The organism is Burkholderiales bacterium, from assembly GCA_015075645.1.
Lineage (GTDB): Bacteria > Pseudomonadota > Gammaproteobacteria > Burkholderiales > Casimicrobiaceae > VBCG01.
The window spans coordinates 174,239-194,867 of sequence record JABTUF010000006.1 but is presented as its reverse complement, the minus strand read 5'-3'; the positions used below and the strand labels follow the sequence as shown (position 1 = coordinate 194,867).

Annotated in this window: 19 protein-coding genes; 10 read left to right on the top strand and 9 right to left on the bottom strand. The window is 70.5% G+C overall.

What is annotated here, in order from left to right:
* Positions 1 to 5: 5 nt before the first annotated feature.
* The 3 genes from aceE to HS109_16475 all read right to left on the bottom strand — a co-directional run bounded on the left by aceE (position 6) and on the right by HS109_16475 (position 4,791).
* A complete protein-coding gene (aceE, locus tag HS109_16485) occupies positions 6 to 2,672 on the bottom strand; it encodes a pyruvate dehydrogenase (acetyl-transferring), homodimeric type (protein MBE7523965.1) in 2,667 nt (888 codons plus the stop codon).
* Between the two features lie 275 nt (positions 2,673 to 2,947).
* A complete protein-coding gene (locus tag HS109_16480; protein ID MBE7523964.1) occupies positions 2,948 to 4,168 on the bottom strand; it encodes an MFS transporter in 1,221 nt (406 codons plus the stop codon).
* On the bottom strand, positions 4,165 to 4,791 hold the full coding sequence (locus HS109_16475) for a 5-formyltetrahydrofolate cyclo-ligase (GenBank protein ID MBE7523963.1): 627 nt from the start codon (positions 4,789 to 4,791) through the stop codon (positions 4,165 to 4,167). The genes HS109_16480 and HS109_16475 overlap by 4 nt, the downstream gene beginning before the upstream one ends.
* 99 nt (positions 4,792 to 4,890) lie before the next feature.
* Between HS109_16475 and HS109_16470 the strand changes: the two genes are divergently transcribed.
* The 10 genes from HS109_16470 (at position 4,891) to HS109_16425 (ending at position 14,286) form a co-directional block, all read left to right on the top strand.
* The gene (locus HS109_16470; GenBank protein ID MBE7523962.1) at positions 4,891 to 6,228 is read left to right on the top strand and encodes an aminopeptidase P N-terminal domain-containing protein; all 1,338 of its coding nucleotides are present in this window, start codon (positions 4,891 to 4,893) and stop codon (positions 6,226 to 6,228) included.
* Positions 6,229 to 6,302: 74 nt separating this feature from the next.
* On the top strand, positions 6,303 to 7,454 hold the full coding sequence (locus HS109_16465; protein ID MBE7523961.1) for an FAD-dependent monooxygenase: 1,152 nt from the start codon (positions 6,303 to 6,305) through the stop codon (positions 7,452 to 7,454).
* Between the two features lie 129 nt (positions 7,455 to 7,583).
* Positions 7,584 to 8,663 carry a tRNA dihydrouridine synthase DusB gene (gene dusB / locus HS109_16460; protein ID MBE7523960.1) on the top strand — a complete coding sequence of 360 codons (1,080 nt, stop codon included), beginning with the start codon at positions 7,584 to 7,586 and terminating at the stop codon, positions 8,661 to 8,663.
* The gene (locus tag HS109_16455; GenBank protein ID MBE7523959.1) at positions 8,660 to 8,914 is read left to right on the top strand and encodes a Fis family transcriptional regulator; all 255 of its coding nucleotides are present in this window, start codon (positions 8,660 to 8,662) and stop codon (positions 8,912 to 8,914) included. The genes dusB and HS109_16455 overlap by 4 nt, the downstream gene beginning before the upstream one ends.
* On the top strand, positions 8,914 to 10,485 hold the full coding sequence (gene purH / locus HS109_16450) for a bifunctional phosphoribosylaminoimidazolecarboxamide formyltransferase/IMP cyclohydrolase (protein MBE7523958.1): 1,572 nt from the start codon (positions 8,914 to 8,916) through the stop codon (positions 10,483 to 10,485). Before HS109_16455 ends, purH begins: the two co-directional genes overlap by 1 nt.
* Before the next feature lie 9 nt (positions 10,486 to 10,494).
* Positions 10,495 to 11,079, top strand: a complete 585-nt coding sequence (gene pagP / locus HS109_16445) for a lipid IV(A) palmitoyltransferase PagP (GenBank protein MBE7523957.1) — start codon at positions 10,495 to 10,497, stop codon at positions 11,077 to 11,079.
* A gap of 10 nt (positions 11,080 to 11,089) precedes the next feature.
* Entirely contained in the window at positions 11,090 to 12,370 is a 1,281-nt protein-coding gene (purD, locus tag HS109_16440) for a phosphoribosylamine--glycine ligase (GenBank protein MBE7523956.1), read from the top strand.
* Between the two features lie 92 nt (positions 12,371 to 12,462).
* A complete protein-coding gene (gene hemF, locus HS109_16435) occupies positions 12,463 to 13,386 on the top strand; it encodes an oxygen-dependent coproporphyrinogen oxidase (GenBank protein MBE7523955.1) in 924 nt (307 codons plus the stop codon).
* Positions 13,387 to 13,444: 58 nt separating this feature from the next.
* On the top strand, positions 13,445 to 14,011 hold the full coding sequence (locus HS109_16430; GenBank protein ID MBE7523954.1) for an NUDIX hydrolase: 567 nt from the start codon (positions 13,445 to 13,447) through the stop codon (positions 14,009 to 14,011).
* Positions 14,008 to 14,286 (top strand): acylphosphatase, encoded by a 279-nt coding sequence (locus tag HS109_16425; protein MBE7523953.1) that lies wholly within the window; start codon positions 14,008 to 14,010, stop codon positions 14,284 to 14,286. The genes HS109_16430 and HS109_16425 overlap by 4 nt, the downstream gene beginning before the upstream one ends.
* Here HS109_16425 and HS109_16420 read toward each other — a convergent pair.
* The 6 genes from HS109_16420 to HS109_16395 form a co-directional block, all read right to left on the bottom strand.
* Entirely contained in the window at positions 14,264 to 14,974 is a 711-nt protein-coding gene (locus tag HS109_16420; protein ID MBE7523952.1) for a hypothetical protein, read from the bottom strand. The genes HS109_16425 and HS109_16420 overlap by 23 nt on opposite strands.
* Before the next feature lie 64 nt (positions 14,975 to 15,038).
* The gene (locus HS109_16415; protein ID MBE7523951.1) at positions 15,039 to 15,770 is read right to left on the bottom strand and encodes an ABC transporter ATP-binding protein; all 732 of its coding nucleotides are present in this window, start codon (positions 15,768 to 15,770) and stop codon (positions 15,039 to 15,041) included.
* A gap of 3 nt (positions 15,771 to 15,773) precedes the next feature.
* Complete coding sequence (locus HS109_16410) at positions 15,774 to 16,571, bottom strand: ABC transporter ATP-binding protein (GenBank protein MBE7523950.1); 798 nt, start codon at positions 16,569 to 16,571, stop codon at positions 15,774 to 15,776.
* Positions 16,572 to 16,575: 4 nt separating this feature from the next.
* Positions 16,576 to 17,658, bottom strand: coding sequence for an ABC transporter ATP-binding protein (locus tag HS109_16405; protein ID MBE7523949.1), 1,083 nt, complete (start codon positions 17,656 to 17,658; stop codon positions 16,576 to 16,578).
* A gap of 43 nt (positions 17,659 to 17,701) precedes the next feature.
* The gene (locus HS109_16400; GenBank protein ID MBE7523948.1) at positions 17,702 to 18,706 is read right to left on the bottom strand and encodes a branched-chain amino acid ABC transporter permease; all 1,005 of its coding nucleotides are present in this window, start codon (positions 18,704 to 18,706) and stop codon (positions 17,702 to 17,704) included.
* A 384-nt stretch (positions 18,707 to 19,090) separates the two neighbouring features.
* A complete protein-coding gene (locus tag HS109_16395) occupies positions 19,091 to 20,374 on the bottom strand; it encodes a branched-chain amino acid ABC transporter substrate-binding protein (GenBank protein ID MBE7523947.1) in 1,284 nt (427 codons plus the stop codon).
* Positions 20,375 to 20,629: the final 255 nt, after the last annotated feature.

The following is a 20,629-nucleotide window of genomic DNA, read 5'->3' as shown; positions in this document are numbered from 1 at the left end:
CCGGCTCACACGGTCCACGGGGCGGGCTTCGCCGCGTCCAGCCCGTACTTCTTCATCGCCTCGGCGGCCTTCGACCGGTCGAGCTTGCCGTCGTCCGCGAGCGCCTTGAGCGCGGCCAGCACGATCCAGTGCCGGTCGACCTCGAAGAAATGGCGCAGCTTCTCGCGCGTGTCCGAGCGGCCGAAGCCGTCGGTCCCGAGCACGACGTAACGGCGCGGCACGTACGCGCGGATCTGCTCGGCGTAGGCGCGGATGTAGTCGGTCGCGGCGATCACCGGTCCCTCGGTGCCCTTCAGGCAATGCGCGACGTGCGAGACGCGCGGGGCCTCGCCCGCATGCATCATGTTCCAGCGCTCGACCGCCATGCCCTCGCGCGCGAGTTCGGTGAAGCTCGGGCAGCTCCAGAGGTCCGCCTCGACGCCCCAGTCGGCGCGCAGCAGCTTCGCCGCCTCGATCGCCTCGCGGAAGATCGTGCCCGAGCCCAGCAGTTGCACGCGCAGTCCCGCCTTGCCTTTCGCTCCGGCTTCGAAGCGGTACATCCCCTTGATGATGTCGGCCGCCGCGCCCTCCGGCATCGCCGGGTGCGGGTAGTTCTCGTTCATCAGCGTGATGTAGTAGTAGCAGTCGTGCTGCTCGGCGAACATCCGCCGCAGCCCGTCCTGCACGATCACCGCGACTTCGTAGCCGAAGGTCGGGTCGTAGGACACGCAGTTCGGGATCGTCGCCGAGATCAGGTGCGAGTGGCCGTCCTCGTGCTGCAGGCCCTCGCCGTTGAGCGTCGTGCGCCCGGCGGTGCCGCCGAGGAGGAACCCGCGCGCGCGGATGTCGCCGGCGGCCCACGCGAGGTCGCCCACGCGCTGGAACCCGAACATCGAGTAGAAGATGTAGAACGGGATCACCGGCACGCCGTGCGTCGAGTAGCTCGTCGCGGCCGCGATCCAGTCGCACATCGCTCCTGCCTCGTTGATCCCCTCCTGCAGGATCTGCCCCTGCTTGTCCTCCTTGTAGAACATGAGCTGGTCGGCGTCCTGCGGCGTGTAGAGCTGGCCGAGCTGGTTCCAGATGCCGAGCTGGCGGAACATGCCCTCCATGCCGAAGGTGCGCGATTCGTCGGGCACGATCGGGACCACGCGCTTGCCGAGCGCCTTGTCGCGCACGATCACCTGCAGGATCTGCACGAACGCCATCGTGGTCGAGATCTCGCGGTCCTCGGTGCTCTTGAGGAAACGCTCGAACGCGGAGAGCTCCGGCACCGGGAGCGACTCGGCCTTGCGCCGGCGGGCCGGCAGGTAGCCGCCGAGTTCGTTGCGGCGCGCGCGCATGTACTCGAGTTCACGGCTGCCTTCCGGGAAGCGGACGAACGGAACCTCGTCGACCTTGTCGTCGGGAATCGGGATCTGGAACCGGTCGCGCATGTGGCGCACCGAGAGCCCGCTCATCTTCTTCTGCTGGTGCGTGATGTTCTGGGCCTCGCCCGACTCGCCCATGCCGTAGCCCTTGATCGTCTTGGCGAGGATCACGGTGGGCTGGCCCTTGTGGTTCACCGCCGCGTGGAACGCCGCATAGACCTTGTGCGGGTCGTGGCCGCCGCGGTTCAGGTTCCAGATGTCCTCGTCGGACCAGTCGGCGACGAGTTCCTTCAGTTCCGGCGTGTTGAAGAAGTACTCGCGGACGTACGCGCCGTCCTTCGACTTGAACGTCTGGTACTCGCCGTCGACGCACTCCATCATCCGGCGCACCAGGATGCCCTTCTTGTCGCGCGCGAGCAGCGCGTCCCAGTGCGTGCCCCAGACCAGCTTGATCACGTTCCAGCCGGCGCCGCGGAACTCGCTCTCGAGTTCCTGGATGATCTTCCCGTTGCCGCGCACCGGCCCGTCGAGCCGCTGCAGGTTGCAGTTGATGACGAAGATCAGGTTGTCGAGCGTCTCGCGCGAGGCCATGCCGATCGCGCCCATCGACTCCGGTTCGTCCATCTCGCCGTCGCCGCAGAAGCACCACACCTTGCGGCCCTCGGTGTGCGCGAACCCGCGGTCCTCCAGGTATTTCATGAAGCGCGCCTGGTAGATCGCCATCAGCGGCCCGAGGCCCATCGACACGGTCGGGAACTGCCAGAAGTCGGGCATCAGCCACGGGTGCGGATAGCTCGAGATCCCCTTGCCGTCGACCTCCTGCCGGAAGTGGTCCATCTGCTCGTCGGTGAGCCGTCCGAGCATGTAGGCACGCGCGTAGATGCCGGGCGCCGAATGTCCCTGGACGAATACGAGGTCGCCGCCGTGCTTCTCCGACGGCGCGTGCCAGAAGTGGTTGAAGCCGACGTCGTAGAGCGTCGCGGCCGACGCGAAGCTCGCGATGTGGCCGCCGACGTTGGTGTGCTTGTTCGCGCGCACGACCATCGCCATCGCGTTCCAGCGCGCGTAGCTGCGGATCCGGTGCTCGATCGCCTGGTCGCCGGGAATCCTCGGCTGGACCTCGACCGGGATGGTGTTGATGTACGCGGTGTTCGCCGAGAACGGCATGTGCGCGCCGCGGCGGCGCGCGCCGTCGATCAGGCTCTCGATCAGGAAGTGCGCCCGGTCGGCGCCCTCGGCCTCGAGCACGCCGTCGAGCGCATCGAGCCACTCGCGGGTTTCCTGGGGGTCGGGATCGTGCGGCGAGGTCGCGTTCGCGTCCATGGTGTCGAAACTCCGGCGTGCCTTGCGAAAACGGCGTGGGTGCTGCGCGGGATAGCCGATTGTAGGGAGGTCTTGCGGACCTGTATTGCTGCGCTGCGTCGGACGACACGACGGGCGGCCGCCGATTCTGCGTCTGGTGCAACGTTACCACATCATGGAAATCATTTCCAAAAATTTTGCGCCGTCGACCGCGCCCCGGGAAGTTGGATGACCCCGGTGTCGGAAGTAAGTAATCACTGTTCTGCAACGCATTGTTTGACAATGCGATCCTCGCCCTATCGTCCAGCGTGCCGCCGAACCAGCATCACGGCGCCGGACACGCCGGACAGCAGGGCGGCCGCCGCGAAACCGGCCCGCGTGGTGCCTGCCGCAGCGGAGAGCGCGGCGAACAGCGTCGGCCCGACCACGACGCCCGAGAAGGTCACGACGCCGGCGGTCCCGGTGATGGAGGCGGCTTCGCCTGCCGGGGCCAGGCGGGCGACTTCCGCCAGCATCACGCCATTCCAGCCGATGGCGGTGGCCCCGAATGCGACGACGATCGCGTAGACCGCGAGGTCGGGCCACCCGGCCGTCGCGAACGCAAGCAGCGTGGCGCAGAGTCCGGCCGCGACGCCGAGCGCGCCCAGGACCGCGCGCGGCGCGTGGGTGCGGTCGGACAATGCGCCCCATGCGATGCGTCCGGCGACGCCGCCGACCGTGCCGGCCGACAGCGCGAAGCCCGCGCCGACGAGCGACCAGCCGAGCACCCCGGTCAGGTGCACGACGAGGAAGCTCGTGAGCGACACCTGGGTGGCCGCGTAGGCGAACGAGAGCAACACCAGCGGCGCGATCCTCGCGTCGCGCATCAGTTGCGCGACCGCGGTGAACGCGCGGCCGATCGCGACGTCGGCATCGCGTCGCAACCCGGTGTCGAGTCCGCGGCGGATCGGCTGGGCGGCGAGGATGACCGCGGCGCCGATGATCGCGACGGCGGCGAACGCGGCGCGCCAGCCCCACATGAGCGCGACGGCCGGCAATGCTGCTCCTGCCAGTGCGGTTCCCGCCGGCACGCCGGTCTGCTTGATCGAGAACACGAGGCTCATGCGCGACGGCGGCGTCGTGCGCGCGAGGATCTGCGAGGACGCCGGCGTGATCGGGCCGTAGCCCAGTCCGAGCCCGAACGCGGCGAAGGCGACGAGCGCGAGTCCGCCCGGTCCCGCGAGCGCGGTGAGCGCGACGCCGCCCGCACACAACGCCACGCACGCCTGCGACACGCGAATCGCGCCGTGGCGCGCGATCCAGGCGCCGCACACGAGGCTCGCGCTCATCGCGCCGGCATAGACGAGGCCGACGTAGGCGCCGATCCAGCGCGCCGGCACGCCGAGGTCCGCGGCGATGGCCGGTGCCAGCACCGCGGCGGCGGCGCCGGCGAGCGACGTGTAGATCTGGATCGCGAGCGTCGCGCCGAGCGCGAGGCCGGGGGAGGCTCCAGACCCGGCCGGGGCCGGCGTGTTCAACGCACGCACGAGCGGTCGACCACGACGCCGACTTCGCTCACCACGGTATCCATCCGGATGTCGTGCGGCGCCGAGGGCACCCGCGCGACGATCTGGACCGAGAACGCACCGGCGACCCGCGCCGCGTCCGCTGCGAGGATCGGGAGGAGGCGATCGTAGTAGCCGCCGCCGTAACCCAGTCTCGCGCCGGTCGGGTCGAACGCGATGCCCGGGACCAGCACCCAGTCGATCGACGCCGGAACGATCTCGATGCAGCGGCCGGACGGCTCGGGGATCCCCCGGTGGCCGGGCACGATGTCGGTTGCGGGGTCCTCGATCCGGCAGATCTCGAGCATCCGCTCGGGCTCGTTCACGCGCGGCAGCGAAACATCCTTGCCGTGTGCGAGCGCCCGCTCGATCAGCGGCGCGGCATCCCATTCGCTGCGAAACGGCGCGGTCAGCAGCACGCTGCGGGCGCGGGCGAAGGTCGGCAGGGACGCGATCCGTTCGACGAGTTCCGCCGAGGCGCGCGCGCGCCACGTCGGATCGAGCGCATCGCGCGCGGCGACCATCGCGAGTCGCATCGCCTGCTTGGCCTCGCGCAGCGGTGCGCCGACCGGGGCGTCGGGGGAGTCGATCGGCATGGGCGAATTCTAGTCGCGGCTTCGCGGCGGAGGTGTCGCACCCCGGAGGCATCGCGACGCCCCTATAATGGCTGCCCCTCGCGCCGCCCCCGTGGCGCCATGTCGATCGACATCATGAAAAGTGCCCACCTGATCCACCGCGGTCGACGCGAAGCGCTGATGGCCGAGATGCGCGCGCGCTCCGGCGGCGGCCTCGCGGTCGTGCCGACGTCCGCGGAAGCGCCGCGCAACCGCGACTCGCTCTACCCGTATCGCCACGACAGCTACTTCTACTACCTGTCGGGCTTTCCCGAACCCGAGGCCGTCGTCGCGCTCGTGGCGGGAAACGAGGGCAACCGGCACCTGCTGTTCTGCCGCGAGAAGAACGAGGAGCGCGAGATCTGGGACGGCTTCCGCTACGGCCCCGATGCGGCGAAGGAGATCTTCGGCTTCGACGAGGCCTGGCCGATCGCCGAACTCGATACGCGCCTCGCCGACCTCGTCGCCGACCGGCCCGCGCTCTACACGCCGGTCGGCATGTCGGCGGAATGGGATCGCCGCGTCGCGGGCACGCTGAACGAGGTGCGCGCGCGCGTGCGCACCGGCGTCGCCGCACCCGACGAACTCGTCGACGTGCGCGGCGCGCTCGATCGCATGCGCCTCGTCAAGGACGCGCATGAACTCGCGCTGATGCGCCGCGCCGCCGCGATCTCGTCGTCGGCGCATGCGCGCGCGATGGCCGCCGCGCGGCCGGGGATGCACGAGTACCAGGTCGAGGCGGAACTGGTTCACGAGTTCCTGATGGAAGGCGCGCAGTCGGTCGCCTATCCGTCGATCGTGGCGAGCGGCCCGAACGCGTGCGTGCTCCACTACCGCGAGAACGACCGGCAGATGGCCGACGGCGACCTCCTGCTGATCGACGCCGGCTGCGAGTACCGCGGCTACGCCTCCGACATCACGCGCACCTTTCCGGTGAACGGGCGTTTCACCGCTCCGCAGAAGGCGGTCTACGAGGCCGTGCTCGCGGCGCAGCTCGCCTGTCTCGATGCGGTGCGGCCGGGCGTGCCGTTCCACGACTACCACAAGGCCGCGGAGCGGGTGCTCGCCGAGCGGCTGATCGACCTCGGCCTGATCGAGGGACCGCTCGACGCCGCGCTCGAGAGCGGCAGCTACAAGCGCTTCTACATGCATCGCGCCGGGCACTGGCTCGGCATGGACGTGCACGACGCCGGGCTCTACCAGGAGAAGGGCGAGTCGGTGAAGCTCGTGCCCGGCATGGTGCTGACCGTCGAGCCGGGCCTCTACATCCGTCCCGGCGACGGCGTGCCCGACGAGTTCGCCGGCATCGGTGTGCGCATCGAGGACGACGTCGTCGTCACCGCCGACGGGATCGAGAACCTCACCGCCGCCGCGCCGAAGACGGTCGCGGAGGTGGAGGCGGCGTGCCGCCGCAGTTGACAGTTGACAGTTGTCAGTTGCCAGTGGCGCCGCCACCGGAGACCGCGGCGCCACTGCCAACTGTCGACTGCCAACTGACTCCTGACCTCTGCATCGTCGGTGCCGGCCCCGTCGGCGCAACCTTGGCGCTCGCGCTGGCCGACAGCGGGCTTCGCGTCGTCGCGCTCGACGCGCGCGCGCAGGGCGCGACGCTGCGCGGCGACCGCTCGCTCGCGCTGTCGCATGGGTCGCGGCTGATCCTCGAGCGGCTCGAGGTCTGGTCCGAGCTGGCGGCGACCCCGGGCGCCGTGACGCCGATCGTGCGGATCGACGTGTCGCAGTCGCGCGGCTTCGGTTCGGCGACGCTCGACGCGAACGACGTCGGATTGCCCGCGCTGGGCTACGTGGTGTCCTACGTGGCGCTGCAGGCCGCGCTCGATGCGGCGCTGGAGCGCTCCGGCGTCGAAGTCCGCTACGGCGTGTCGGTCGACCGGATCGACGCGACGTCCGCGCTCGCGAGCATCGTCCCGTCGGGAGGCGCCGAGCCGATCGGCGCGCGCCTCGCGGTGGCGGCCGACGGCACCGGCGCGGGCTTGGCCGGCATCGAGCGCGTGCGCCACGACTACGGCCAGGTGGCGGTGATCGGCAAGCTCGAGACGCGCGCGCCGCACGCGGGACTCGCCTACGAGCGCTTCACCCCCGACGGGCCGATCGCGCTGCTGCCCGAAGGCGACCGGTACGGCTTCGTGTGGACGCTGGAACCCGCCGCGGCGCAGGAGGTGCTGGCCCTGCCGGACGAGGCGTTCGTCGCGCGCTTCGCCGCGCACTTCGGCGGGCGGCGCTCCGATTTCGTGAGCGTGCGCGCCCGGAAGTCGTTCCCGCTCGTGCTCGAACTGGCGCGCCCGCCGGTCGCCGCGCGCATCGTCGCGATCGGCAACGCGTCGCAGACGCTCCATCCGGTCGCCGGACAGGGCTTCAACGTCGGCCTGCGCGACGCGTGGGAACTGCGCCGCACGATCCTCTCGGCGTCGGGCGACGATCCGGGCTCGCGCGCGACGCTCGACGGCTACGCGGCGCGCCGCCGGACCGACCGCTGGGCGGGCGTCGCGTTCACGCACGGGCTCGTGCACCTGTTCGGCACCGGAGCGCCGCTCGTCCGCTGGCCGCGCGGTCTCGGACTCGCGTTGCTGGATGCCGCGCCGCCGCTCAAGCGCGCGTTCACGCGACGGATGCTCTTCGGCGCCTGACGCGGCGCGGCATTCCGCGAACGCGCGTTCGTCGAGATCCTCGAACCGTCGAGCGATTTCCTGACTGAGGTCGTCGGGCAAAGCCGGTATAATCGCGGTCCCCGCGACACCCCCGTCAACGCGAACCTCGTGCGCATCGGTCCCTACGCGCTGCCGAACTCTCTCGCCGTCGCGCCGATGGCGGGGGTCACCGACCGGCCGTTCCGCCAGCTCTGCAAGCGGCTGGGCGCCGGCTACGCGGTGTCGGAGATGGTCGCGTCGAATCCCGCGCTCCGCGCGACCGCGAAATCGCTGCGGCGCGTCGATCACGCGGGCGAGGCCGCGCCGATCGCGGTGCAGATCGCGGGCGCGGATCCGGCGATGATGGCGGATGCCGCGCGCTACAACGTCGACCGCGGCGCGCAGATCATCGACATCAACATGGGCTGTCCGGCGAAGAAGGTGTGCAACGTCGCCGCCGGCTCCGCGCTCCTGTCCGACGAGCCGCGCGTCGCAGCGATCCTCGAGGCGGTCGTGGCGGCGGTCGACGTGCCGGTCACGCTCAAGCTCCGCACCGGTCCCGCGCCCGAGCGCCGCAACGCGGTGCGCATCGCGCGCATCGCCGAGGGCGCCGGCATCGCCGCGCTCTCGGTGCACGGCCGCACGCGCGCGTGCGCGTTCACCGGAGCGGTCGAGTACGCGACCATCGCCGCGGTCAAGCGCTCGGTGGGCATCCCGGTAATCGCCAACGGCGACATCGACTCGCCGGAGCGCGCGCGGGCGGTGCTCGCCGTCACCGGCGCCGACGGCCTGATGATCGGGCGCGCCGCGCAGGGCCGGCCCTGGATCTTCCGCGAGATCGCGCATTTCCTCGCGACCGGCAGGCATCTGCTCCCGCCGCTCGTGAGCGAATTCCATGACCTGGTGGTCGGACACCTGCACGATCACCACGCGTTCCACGGACCGGAGGCGGGCGTGCGCACCGCGCGCAAGCATCTCGGCTGGTACGCGGAAGGGCTGCCGGGCGGCGAGGCGTTCCGCCGTGCGATGAACCTGTGCGAGACGACGTTCGCGCAGTTCGACGCGGTCGAGCGCTGGTTCGAGGTGCTCGCCCGCCACGGCGAGCGCCTGCAGGAGGCGAGCGGACCCGCAGAGGCCGCCGTCATGGATCGCGCGCCGCTGTCGCGCGAATCCTCGAGGCATCGGGCAGGGGAGGCCCTCGCCGCGTGAATCGCAAGGTCAAGCTCAACGGCAGCAACGACATCGGCCGCAGCGTCGAGCGCTCGCTCGACGAGTATTTCCGTCGCCTCGACGGCGAGCCGGCGCACAACGTCTACGCGATGGTGATCGGGCACGTCGAGCGCGCACTCATCGCCGCGATCATGGAGCGGGCGGGCCAGAACCAGACGCAGGCCGCCGACATGCTCGGCCTCAATCGCAACACGCTGCGGGCGAAGCTCGCGAAATACAAGCTCTCGTGATGGCGGCGCCGGTCGCCCAGGCGCTGCTGTCGGTCTCGGACAAGACGGGTCTCGTCGAGTTCGCGCGGACGCTCGCCGGCCGCGGCGTGAAGCTCCTGTCGACCGGCGGCACCGCGAAGGCCATCGCGGACGCCGGGCTGCCGGTGACCGACGTCGGAGCGTACACGGGCTTCCCCGAGATGCTCGACGGGCGGGTGAAGACGCTGCACCCGAAGGTGCACGGCGGCATCCTCGCGCGCCGCGACCTCGCCTCGCACGTGGACGCCATCGCCGCGCACGGCATCCCGACGATCGATCTCGTCGTCGTCAACCTGTACCCGTTCCGGCAGACGGTCGCGAAACCGGGGTGCACGCTCGACGACGCGATCGAGAACATCGACATCGGCGGGCCGGCGATGGTGCGCGCCGCGGCGAAGAACTGGCAGCACGTCGGCGTGGTGGTCGATCCCGCCGACTACGCGGCGCTCGCGGTCGAACTCGCGCGGAGCGGCAACCTGCTCTCCGACGCGACGCGTTTCGCATTGGCGCGCAAGGCGTTCGCGCACACCGCCGCCTACGACGGCGCGATCGCCAACTGGCTCACGGCGCGCTCCGCCGACGGCACCGCGGAGGCGTTTCCGCAATCGTTCCGCTACGCGGGCGAGCGGGTGCAGGCGCTGCGCTACGGCGAGAATCCGCACCAGGGCGCCGCGTTCTACCGCGACGAGTCGCCCTCGCCCGGGACGATCGCCACCTTCCGCCAGCGGCAGGGCAAGGAACTGTCGTACAACAACATCGCCGACGCCGACGCCGCGTGGGAGTGCGTGAAGTCGTTCGACGGCAGCGCGTGCGTCATCGTCAAGCACGCCAATCCCTGCGGCGTCGCGCTCGGCGCCTCGACGCTGGAAGCCTACCGGCGCGCGTTCGCGACCGACCCGACGAGCGCGTTCGGCGGCATCATCGCGTTCAACCGGCCGGTCGACGCGGCGACGCTCGAGGCGGTGGCCGGTCAGTTCGTCGAGGTGCTGGTCGCGCCCGCGTACACCGACGATGCGCTCTCGATCGTCGGCCAGAAGCGCAACGTCCGCGTGCTCGAGGTGCCGCTCGCGCAGGAAGCGCCGCCGCCGCAGCTCGACTTCAAGCGGATCGGCGGCGGGCTGCTGGTGCAGTCCGGCGACGCGCGCAACGTCGCGCCCGGCGAACTGCGGGTGGTGACGAAGAAGGCGCCGGACGCCCGCGAACTCGCCGACCTGATGTTCGCCTGGCGCGTCGCCAAGTTCGTCAAGTCGAACGCGATCGTCTACTGCCGCGACGGCGCGACGCTCGGCGTCGGCGCCGGCCAGATGAGCCGCGTCGACTCGACCCGCATCGCGGCGTCGAAGGCGGCCGCCGCGAAGCTCGACCTCGCCGGCTCGGTGGCGGCCTCCGACGCATTCTTCCCGTTCCGCGACGGGCTCGACGTCGTCGCGGACCAGGGAGCGGGCGCGGTGATCCAGCCGGGCGGCAGCGTGCGCGACGACGAGGTGATCGCCGCGGCCGACGAGCGCGGCATCGCGATGGTGTTCACCGGCGTACGCCATTTCAGGCACTGAGCCCCCGCCATGCGAACCGGGTTCAAGCTCGTCGTCGCGCTCGCCGCGCTCGTCGTCTCGCCGCTCGCCGCCGCCGTCGATTGCCACGGCGATCCCACCTCGGAGACGCTCGCCTGGTACGAGCGCTTCTGCAGCCGCCTCACCGACACCTGGAAGCGCGGCGGGCACTCGCTGCTGCTGTCGGGCTACTCGTGGCACACGCCGTGGACCTACACGAAGGAGAAGCGCGACGAACTCGAGTCCGATTCGTGGGGCGGCGGCTACGGCCGCGTGGTCTACGACGAGAAGGGCGACGAGCACATGGTCTACGGGCTCGCGTTCCAGGACTCGCACCGCAACGCGCAGATCCAGGTGGGCTACGCGTGGACCCGCTACTGGGGGACCGAAGGCGGGTTGCAGGGGGGGCTCGGCTACACGCTGATGATCGTCCAGCGGCCCGACATCTGGAACGGGATCCCGTTCCCGGCCGCGCTGCCGCTCGCCTCGGTCCGCTACGATCGCGCCGTGGTCACGATGACCTTCATTCCGACGGTGAACGGGGGGGTCAACAACGGCAGCGTGCTCTACGTGATGGGCCGCTACAACTTCAAGTGATCCGCGCCCGATGAACGTGCTCGTCATCGGCGGCGGCGGGCGCGAGCACGCGCTGGCGTGGAAGGCCGCGCAGTCGCCGCGCGCCGCGAAGGTCTACGTCGCGCCGGGCAACGCCGGCACCGCGCGCGAGCCCGGTGTCGTCAACGTCGCGATCACCGCGATCGACGACCTCGTCGCGTTCGCGAAGCGCGAGCGCGTCGCGATGACGATCGTCGGTCCCGAGGCGCCGCTCGCCGCGGGCGTCGTCGACGCGTTCCGCGCCGCCGGTCTTGCGATCGTCGGCGCGACCCGCGCGGCGGCGCAGCTCGAGTCGTCGAAGGACTTCGCCAAGGCGTTCATGGCGCGGCACGAGATCCCGACCGCCGCGTCGCGGACCTTCACCGACGCCGCCGCGGCGAAGGCGTACGTCGCGGACCGCGGCGCGCCGATCGTCGTGAAGGCCGACGGGCTCGCCGCGGGCAAGGGCGTCGTCGTCGCGGCCACGGTCGCGGAAGCCCAGGCGGCGATCGACGCGATGCTCGTCGGGCACACGATGGGCGAGGCGGGCGCGCGCGTCGTCGTCGAGGATTTCCTCGACGGCGAGGAGGCGAGCTTCATCGTGCTCGCCGACGGCCGCACCGTGCTGCCGCTCGCGTCCTCGCAGGACCACAAGCGCCTTCGCGACGGCGACACCGGGCCGAACACCGGCGGCATGGGCGCGTACTCGCCCGCGCCGGTCGTCACTCCCGAACTCCACAAGCGCATCATGCGCGAGATCATCGTGCCGACGGTCGAGGGCATGGCCGCCGACGGCATTCCGTACACCGGATTCCTCTACGCCGGCGTGATGGTCGACGCAGAAGGCACGCCGCGCGTGCTCGAATACAACTGCCGGCTGGGCGACCCCGAGACGCAGCCGATCATGGTGCGCCTCGCGTCCGACCTGATCGACCTCGCCGAGCACGCCGCGCGCGGCACGCTCGACCGCGCCGAGGCGACGTGGGACCGCCGCGCGGCGCTCGGCGTCGTGCTCGCCGCGGCCGGCTACCCCGATGCGCCGCGGCGCGGCGACGCGATCGAGGGCCTCGACCGCCCGAACGCCGAACATCCGGACGTCAAGGTGTTCCACGCCGGCACCGCGCTCGACGGCGATCGCGTCGTCACGAGCGGCGGACGCGTGCTGTGCGTGACCGCGCTCGGCGATTCGGTGCGCCTCGCGCAGCGTGCGGCCTACGCGGCGATCGCCGGCATTCGCTTCGACGGCATGCAGTTCCGCACCGACATCGGCCATCGTGCGCTCGCGCGGCGGTAGGCTCCGACACCAAAGGGGTCAGACTCGATTGATCGGGAGCGCTTCTTGCCCATGAACTCCAGGAAGCCAAACAATCGAGTCTGACCCCTTTGATGACACCTTTGAATGTCGGTGCTGTCCGCTCGTACCTCACCGGCCTGCAGGAGCGCATCGTCGCGCGACTGGAAGCCGTCGACGGCGGCACCTTCCTGCGCGACGCGTGGGAACGGCCGGAAGGCGGCGGGGGGATTTCGCGGCTGATCGAGGACGCTCGCGTGATCGAGCGCGGCGGCGTCAATTTCTCCGACGTGCGCGGCGCCGCGCTGCCGGCCTCCGCGAGCGCGGGCCGGCCCGAACTCGCCGGGCGCGCGTGGGAGGCGATGGGCGTGTCGCTCGTCGTGCACCCGCGCAATCCCTACGCGCCGACCGTGCACATGAACGTGCGGATGTTCGTCGCCACGCGCGAGGGCGCCGAACCCGTGTGGTGGTTCGGCGGCGGCATGGACCTGACGCCGATCTACGGCTTCGACGAGGACGCGATCGCGTTCCACCGCGCCTGCCGCGACGCGCTCGCGCCGTTCGGCGCGGATCTGCACCCGCGCTGGAAGCGCGCCTGCGACGACTATTTCTACCTGAAGCACCGGCGCGAGCCGCGCGGCGTCGGCGGCATCTTCTTCGACGACCTCGCCGACGGCGGGTTCGACCGCGCATTCGCGATCCTGCGCGCGGTCGGCGACGCGTTCTCAGGCGCCTACGCGCCGATCCTCGAACGCCGGAAGGACCAGCCCTACGGCGAGCGCGAACGCGAGTTCCAGTCCTACCGGCGCGGCCGCTACGTCGAGTTCAACCTGGTGTGGGACCGCGGCACCGCGTTCGGCCTGCAGAGCAACGGGCGCACCGAGGCGATCCTGATGTCGATGCCGCCGAGTGCGAGCTGGCGCTACGACTGGCATCCCGAGCCCGGCACGCCGGAGGCGCGACTCCACGAGCGCTACCTGGTGCCGCGCGACTGGGCCGCGGAGAACGCGGGCCAGTGACCCGCGCGAGACGGAACCACGCAGCGCGAGGATGCGCCGGGACGGAGACCGAAGCGACATGAGCGAAGACCCATCCGCGCGGGACGCGCACCTCATCGAAGTCGGCGTCGACTCGACGCGGGTGTTCGACGGCGCGCTCCTGCACGTGCGCAAGGACACCGTGCGCCTGCCCAACGGCCATCTCGCGACCCGCGAGTACATCGTGCACCCGGGCGCCGTGCTCGTGGCGCCGAGGCTTCCCGACCGGCGCTGGATCGTCGAGCGCCAGTTCCGCTATCCGGTCGGGCAGGTGATCGTCGAGTTCCCGGCGGGCAAGCGCGATCGGGGCGAGGCGGCGCTCGACACCGGCAAGCGCGAACTCGAGGAGGAGGCCGGTTACCGAGCGGCGCACTGGAGCCGCCTCGGCGTCATCCACCCCGGCGTCGGCTACACCGACGAGGCGATCGAGCTGTGGTTCGCCGACGCGCTCACGCACGTCGGCCGCCGGCTCGACGAGGACGAGCACCTCGACATCGTCACGATGACCGGCGGCGAGTTGCTGGAGCTGGCGGAGCGTGGCGCGATCACCGACGGAAAGACGCTCGCCGCGCTGTTCTTCCTCGCGCGGCGCGGCGAACTCGGGTGATCGCGCGCCGCATCGTCGTCCACGGGCGCGTGCAGGGCGTCGGATTCCGCTTCGCGACCGTCGAGGCCGCGCGCGGACTCCGAGTCGACGGCTGGGTACGCAACCGGCGCGACGGCACCGTCGAGGCGTGGCTGCAGGGGCCGGAGGACGCCGTCCTGCGCGCGATCGACTGGGCGCGGCGCGGGCCGCCGACCGCGCGCGTCGCGCGGGTCGAGGTGGGGGAAGTCGAGGCCGACCCCGGCCTCGCGGGGTTCAGGCAGGCGCCGACGGCGTAGCTTCGCCCGGACACACCTCCCGCCACGCCGCGAAGGTCGCGCAGGCGATGAGCGGCAGCGCGATGACGAGCCCGATGCCCATCGTGGCGAGGCCGATCGCGAGGAGCGCGAGCGCGACGACGCCGTAGACGAGGAACGCGCCGGGGTTGCGCGCGAACGCCCGCAGCGACGTGGCGAACGAGCGGGCGAAGCCCTCGCCGCCGAAGAGCGCGGCGAGCGGTACCAGCGACATCGGCAGCGACGCGAGGATGCCGACGGCGTAGATCGCGAGCACGGTCGCGAGGTCCAGGTCGGGCGCGGGCGAGCCCGGACGCATCAGGTCGACGCCCGCGAGGCTGTCGGCGGCCGCCCATTCGGCCAGGAACGTGATGGCCGACGACACGATGATCGCGCCGATCGCGCCCGCACCGGCGCGAAACGCGTAGAGCGCGTGCGCGAGGCGCGCCCGTTCGCCGCGCTCGGTCGCCTGGGCCGCGTAGAGCATGCCGCAGGCGATGAGCGGCACCGCGAGCTTCGCGAGGAGCGAGCCCGCCTCCGGCCACAGCTCGAAGACGAACTGCGACAGGATCGTGATCGCGCCGAGCGCCGACATCACGACCGGACCGCGCTTCCACAGGCGCATCGCGTCGCCGTACCAGGCGAGCGCACGCGAAGCCGGGACCGTGACGATGGTCGTCTGCGCGCTCAACCGACGAACTCCGGGGCGCGGGACGCGCGCGACACCGGCGCGCGCCAGGGGCGACAAGGCCGCGTCACGCGCCGACGCCGAGGTAGGCGGCGCGCACCTTGGGGTCGTGCAGCAAGGCCTTCGCCTCGCCGGCGAGCGTGATCTCGCCGGATTCCATCACGTAGCCGCGGTGGCTCACCTCGAGCGCGAGCTTCGCGTTCTGCTCGATCAGCAGGATGGTCACGCCCTCGCGGCTCACCGTCATGACGGTCTCGAACACCCGCTGCACCATGAGCGGCGCGAGGCCCATCGACGGTTCGTCGAGCAGGAGCAGGCGCGGACGCGACATCATCGCCCGCGCCATCGCGAGCATCTGCTGCTCGCCGCCCGACAGCGTGCCCGCGGTCTGCCGGCGCCGCTCCTTGAGGCGCGGGAACAGCGTGAACGCGCGCTCGATGTCGCTCGCGATGCCGGCCTTGTCGTTGCGGATGTAGGCGCCCATCGCGAGGTTCTCCTCGATCGTGAGCGCGCCGAACACGCCGCGGCCCTCCGGCACCATCGCGAGCCCGCGGCGGACGAGTTCGAACGCCGGCCTGCCGGTCACGTCCTCGCCGTCGTAGCGCACGCTGCCGCCGCTGACCGGCTGCAGGCCGGTGACGCCCTTCAGCGTCGTGGTCTTGCCGGCGCCGTTCGCGCCGATCAGGCAGACGAGTTCGCCCTTGCCGACGACGAGGTCGATGCCCTTCACCGCCTGGATGCCGCCGTAGGCGACCTTGAGGCCTTCGAGCGCGAGGAGCGGGGGCGCGGTGCTCGTCATCGGTCAGGCGCCCTTCAGGTTCAGCGCGACCTCGCCGCCGAGGTAGGCCGAGATCACCGCCGGATCCTTCTGCACCTCGGCGGCCGGGCCCTCGGCGATCCTGCGGCCGTAGTCGAGCACGAGCACGCGGTCGCACACGCCCATCACGAGCTTCATGTCGTGCTCGATCAGGAGGATCGTGGTGCCGTCGCGGCGGATGTCGTGCAGCAGCGATTCGAGCGACGCGGTCTCGGTGGCGTTCATCCCGGCGGCGGGCTCGTCGAGCGCGAGGAGCTTCGGCTCGGTCGCGAGCGCGCGGGCGATCTCGAGCCGGCGCTGGAAGCCGTAGGGCAGGTTCTTCGCGAGGTCGTTCGCGCGCGATGCCACGCCGACGTAGTCGAGGAGTTCGAGCGCGCGCCGCTCGATGCCCGCTTCCTCGTCGCGCGTGCGGCGGTCGCGCACGACCGCGCCCCACACGCCGGCTTTCGTGCGCACGTGCCGGCCGACCATCACGTTCTCGAGCGCCGACAGGTTCGCGAAGAGCCGGATGTTCTGGAACGTGCGTGCGATGCCGCGCGCGGCGACCTCGTTGGGCTTGAGGCCCATCAGCGGCTCGCCGTCGAAGGTGAACCGGCCTCCGTCCGGCTCGTAGATGCCGGTGAGCACGTTGAAGAGCGTGGTCTTGCCGGCGCCGTTGGGGCCGATGAGCCCGTAGATCTCGCCCCGGCGGATCGTGAAGCTCACCTCGGAGAGCGCCTGCACGCCGCCGAAGCGCTTGCCGATGCCGTCGGCGGCGAGGAGGATCGATCGCTCGTCGGTCATCGCGTCAGCCGGCGGCGCGGCGCGTCTCGAGTTCGCGCTTGCGCAGCGCGGAGGGCAGGATGCCCGCGGGCCGGAACAGCATCATCAGCACGAGCGCGAGGCCGAACAGCAGCATGCGGATGACCTCGGGGTCGATCAGCGTGCGCCCGAACAGCGCCTGCTGCACCGGCCCCACCCATTCGCGCAACAGTTCCGGCACGAACGACAGCAGCACCGCGCCGATCACGACGCCCCACACGTTGCCCATGCCGCCCAGCACGACCATGGCGAGCACCATGATGCTCTCGACCAGGATGAAGCTCTCGGGGCTGATGAAGCCTTGCATCGCGCTGAAGATGCCGCCCGAGACGCCGCCGAACGACGCGCCCATCGCGAACGCGAGGAGCTTCATGTTCCGCGTGTTGATGCCCATCGCGCGGGCCGCGACCTCGTCCTCGCGGATCGCCTCCCACGCCCGGCCGATGCGCGAATCCTGCAGGCGCAGGTTGATCGCGATCACCGCGACGAGCACGGCCAGGAGCAGGTAGTAGTACTTCATCGGGCCGGTGAAGGTCATCCCGGCGATCTGCGAGGTGCGCGAGAAGTCGATGCCGGCGATGCGCACCGGGTCGATCCGGTAGATGCCCTGAGGCCCGTTGGTGATGTTGACCGGCTGCGAGAGGTTGTTGAGGAAGATCCGGATGATCTCGCCGAAGCCCAGCGTGACGATCGCGAGGTAGTCGCCGCGCAGCTTGAGCGTCGGCGCCCCGAGCAGGACGCCGAACACGCAGGCGATCGCCGCGCCGATCGGCAGGATGACCCAGAACGGCAGGTGGACATTGAAGTGCGGACTCGCGAGCAGCGCGTAGACGTAGGCGCCGACCGCGTAGAACGCGATGTAGCCCAGGTCCAGCAGGCCCGCGAAACCGACGACGATGTTGAGGCCGAGCGCGAGGAGGCAGAACAGGATCGCGAGATTGGTGATCCGCACCCAGAACGTGCCGATCCCGGTCAGCACGAACGGCAGCACGACGAGCGCGATCGCGATCATCGCGAGTCCCGCGAGCGCGAGGGCCGGGCGTCCCTTCACGTCGACGATCGGGTGCATGGTCGCTTCGATGCCTCGCGGAAGGGCCTGGGTGCCGGGCGTTTCAGGCCCGGTCGGACACGCGTTCGCCGAGAAGGCCCGACGGCCGGAAGACGAGGACCAGGATCAGCACGATGAACGCGAACACGTCCTGGTAGTTCGAGCCGAACAGCGTGACGTTGGGATCGCTCGCGCAGCGCTGGGCGAGCGCGTCGAACCACCCCGACAGCCGGCACAGGTTGGTGAGTTCTCCGACGTAGCCGGCGCCGAGCGCCTCGATGACGCCGAGCAGCACGCCACCCAGCATCGCGCCGGCGAGGTTGCCGATGCCGCCCAGCACCGCGGCCGAGAACGCCTTCAGCCCGAGCAGGGCGCCCATCTGGTAGTGCGCGATGCCGTAGTAGCTGCCGACCATGACGCCGGCGACGGCGCCCAGCCCGGCGCCGACGACGAAGGTCAGCGCGATGATCCGGTTGATGTCGATGCCCATCAGCCCGGCGATCGACGGATTCTGCGCGACCGCCCGCATCGCGATGCCGAACTTCGTCCGGTACACGAGCGCGAGGAGCCCGGCCATCATCGCGATCGACGTCACGATGATCGCGACCTGCACGTTGGTGATCGTCGCGCCGTCGGGGTTCGCGGTCAGGTGGATCGGGACCTGCTTGATGATCTGCGGATAGGACAGCGGATTGCGGCTCCAGACGAGCATCGCGAGGTGCTGCAGGATGATCGACAGGCCGATCGCGGTGATGAGCGGCGCGAGCCGCGGGGCGTTGCGCAGCGGCCGGTAGGCGGTGCGCTCGAGCGTGTAGCCGATCGCCATGCACACGGGGATCGCCGCCATCGCGCCCAGCAGCACGATCGCGACCGCCGGGAGCGGCACCTGGGCGCCGGTCAGCGCGACGATCACCGAATACGCCGTCATCGCCCCGATCATCACGACCTCGCCGTGCGCGAAGTTGATGAGCTGGATGATCCCGTAGACCATCGTGTAGCCGAGCGCGACGACCGCGTAGACGCTGCCGAGCGTCAGGCCGTTCACGAGCTGCTGCAGGAAGGTGTCCACGGTTCAGTTGACAGTTGTCAGTTGGCAGTTGTCAGTGGCGCCGGAGTCTTCGATGGCGGCGCATCGAGCGCCGTTGCGCGTTGGTCGTAGGTCCGGCTTCAGCCGGACGTCTATCTCATCGGTGGGGCGAACCCCGTCAGGCTGAAGCCTGACCTACCAGGACACTGCATCGGCGCTGAAGCCTGACCTACCAGGACACTGCATCGGCGCTCAATGCGCCGCCACCGGAATCGCCGACGCTACTGTCGACTGTCAACTGTCAACTGCCAACTGACTCCCGACAACCGCGCGATTGTGGAGCGAGCCCGCGCCGCCGGCAACACCGGCAGGCGAAAAAAAGCGGCGCCTGTACGAGGCGCCGCCTTTCGGTGCAGGGAAGCGCGGTTACTTCTTCGGCGCCTCGGGGGCCGGCGCCGGCGGGGTCGCCGGCGCGGCAGCGGGCGCCGCGGATGCCGAGCCCATGGCGCTGACGAATTCGGCGAACGGGGTGGCCTTGCCGGCCTGGACGACGGCGATCGGCTCGACCTTGCCGTTCTTCAGCTGGAAGATCGTGATCTCGGCGTTCTTGCGATCGCCCTTCTCGTCGAACTCGATCTTGCCGGTCGCGCCGTTGTGGCTGATCTTCTGCAGTTCGGGCAGGTACTTGGCCGGATCGGTCGAGTCCGCCTTCTGCATCGCGGCGATCATCAGGTTCACCGCGTCGTAGAAGAACGGGGCGTACTGCTTCACTTCGCCGTACTTCGCCTTGAACGCGTCGTTGAACTCCTTGCTGGCCGCCGATGCCGGCAGGCCCGCCTGCGAGCAGATGAGGCCTTCGGCCGCCGCGCCCGCGAGCTTCGCCATCTCGTCGGTGCACGCGCCGTCGCCGAACGCGAACGCCGACTTGATGCCGAGTTCGCGCGCCTGCTTGATCATCGGGCCGCCGGTCGCGTCCATGCCGCCGTAGAACACCGCGTCGGGCGACTTGCCCTTGATCTTGGTGAGGATCGCCTTGAAGTCGGTCGTCTTGTCGGTGGCCTTCTCGCGCGCCACGACCTGGACGCCCGCCGCTTTCAGCGTCTTCTCGACTTCGTTCGCGAGGCCTTCGCCGTACGCCGTCGCGTCGTCGGCGATCGCGATCTTCTTGATCTTCTGCGCGGCGAGGTACTGAGCGACCGCGGGGCCCTGCTGGTCGTCGCGGCCGACCGTGCGGAAGATGTTCTTGAAGCCCTGTTCGGTGAGCTTCGGATTGGTCGCCGAGCCCGAGATCATCGGGATGCCGGCCTGGTTGTAGACCGCCGACGCCGGGATCGTGACGCCGGAGTTCAGGTGGCCGGCGACGCCCGCGACCTTCGCGTCGACGAACTTCTGGGCGATCGTCGGACCCATCTTCGGGTCGGCCTGGTCGTCTTCGCTCATCAGTTCGAACTTGACCGTCTTGCCGCCGATCTTGAGCTTCTTCGCGGTGGCTTCGTCGACCGCGAGATGGGCGCCGTTCTCGTCGTCCTTGCCGAGGTGCGCGATGCCGCCGGTCAGCGGGCCGGCATGGCCGATCTTGACGACGACGACGTCTTCGACCGCGGCTTTCGGGGCTTCGGCCTTCTTCGGCTCTTCCTTCTTGCCGCAGCCGTAGACGGTGACGAGCGCGGCCGCGATGAGCGTCAGGCCGAGCTTCTTCGGGGTGTTCATCTGGGGGCTCCTCCGGAGATGTCCGGAACAGGTGGAAAGGGGAAACATAAAATTGTCGCAGGGGCCATTTCTGGTGTCAAATGGCGGTTCCGAAGGCCGGCGAGCGGCCCGGGCACCGGCGCGACCCGTCGGGGCCGGGCGCGCTCGGTCGGGCCCCGGGGCGCCTCGTCGCTGCGGCTGGGCGTCGGGGCGCAGCAATGCGACATTGACGGGCGCCGCCGGAGCCTGAATCCGGACGGCGGTCCTGCCGCGTCC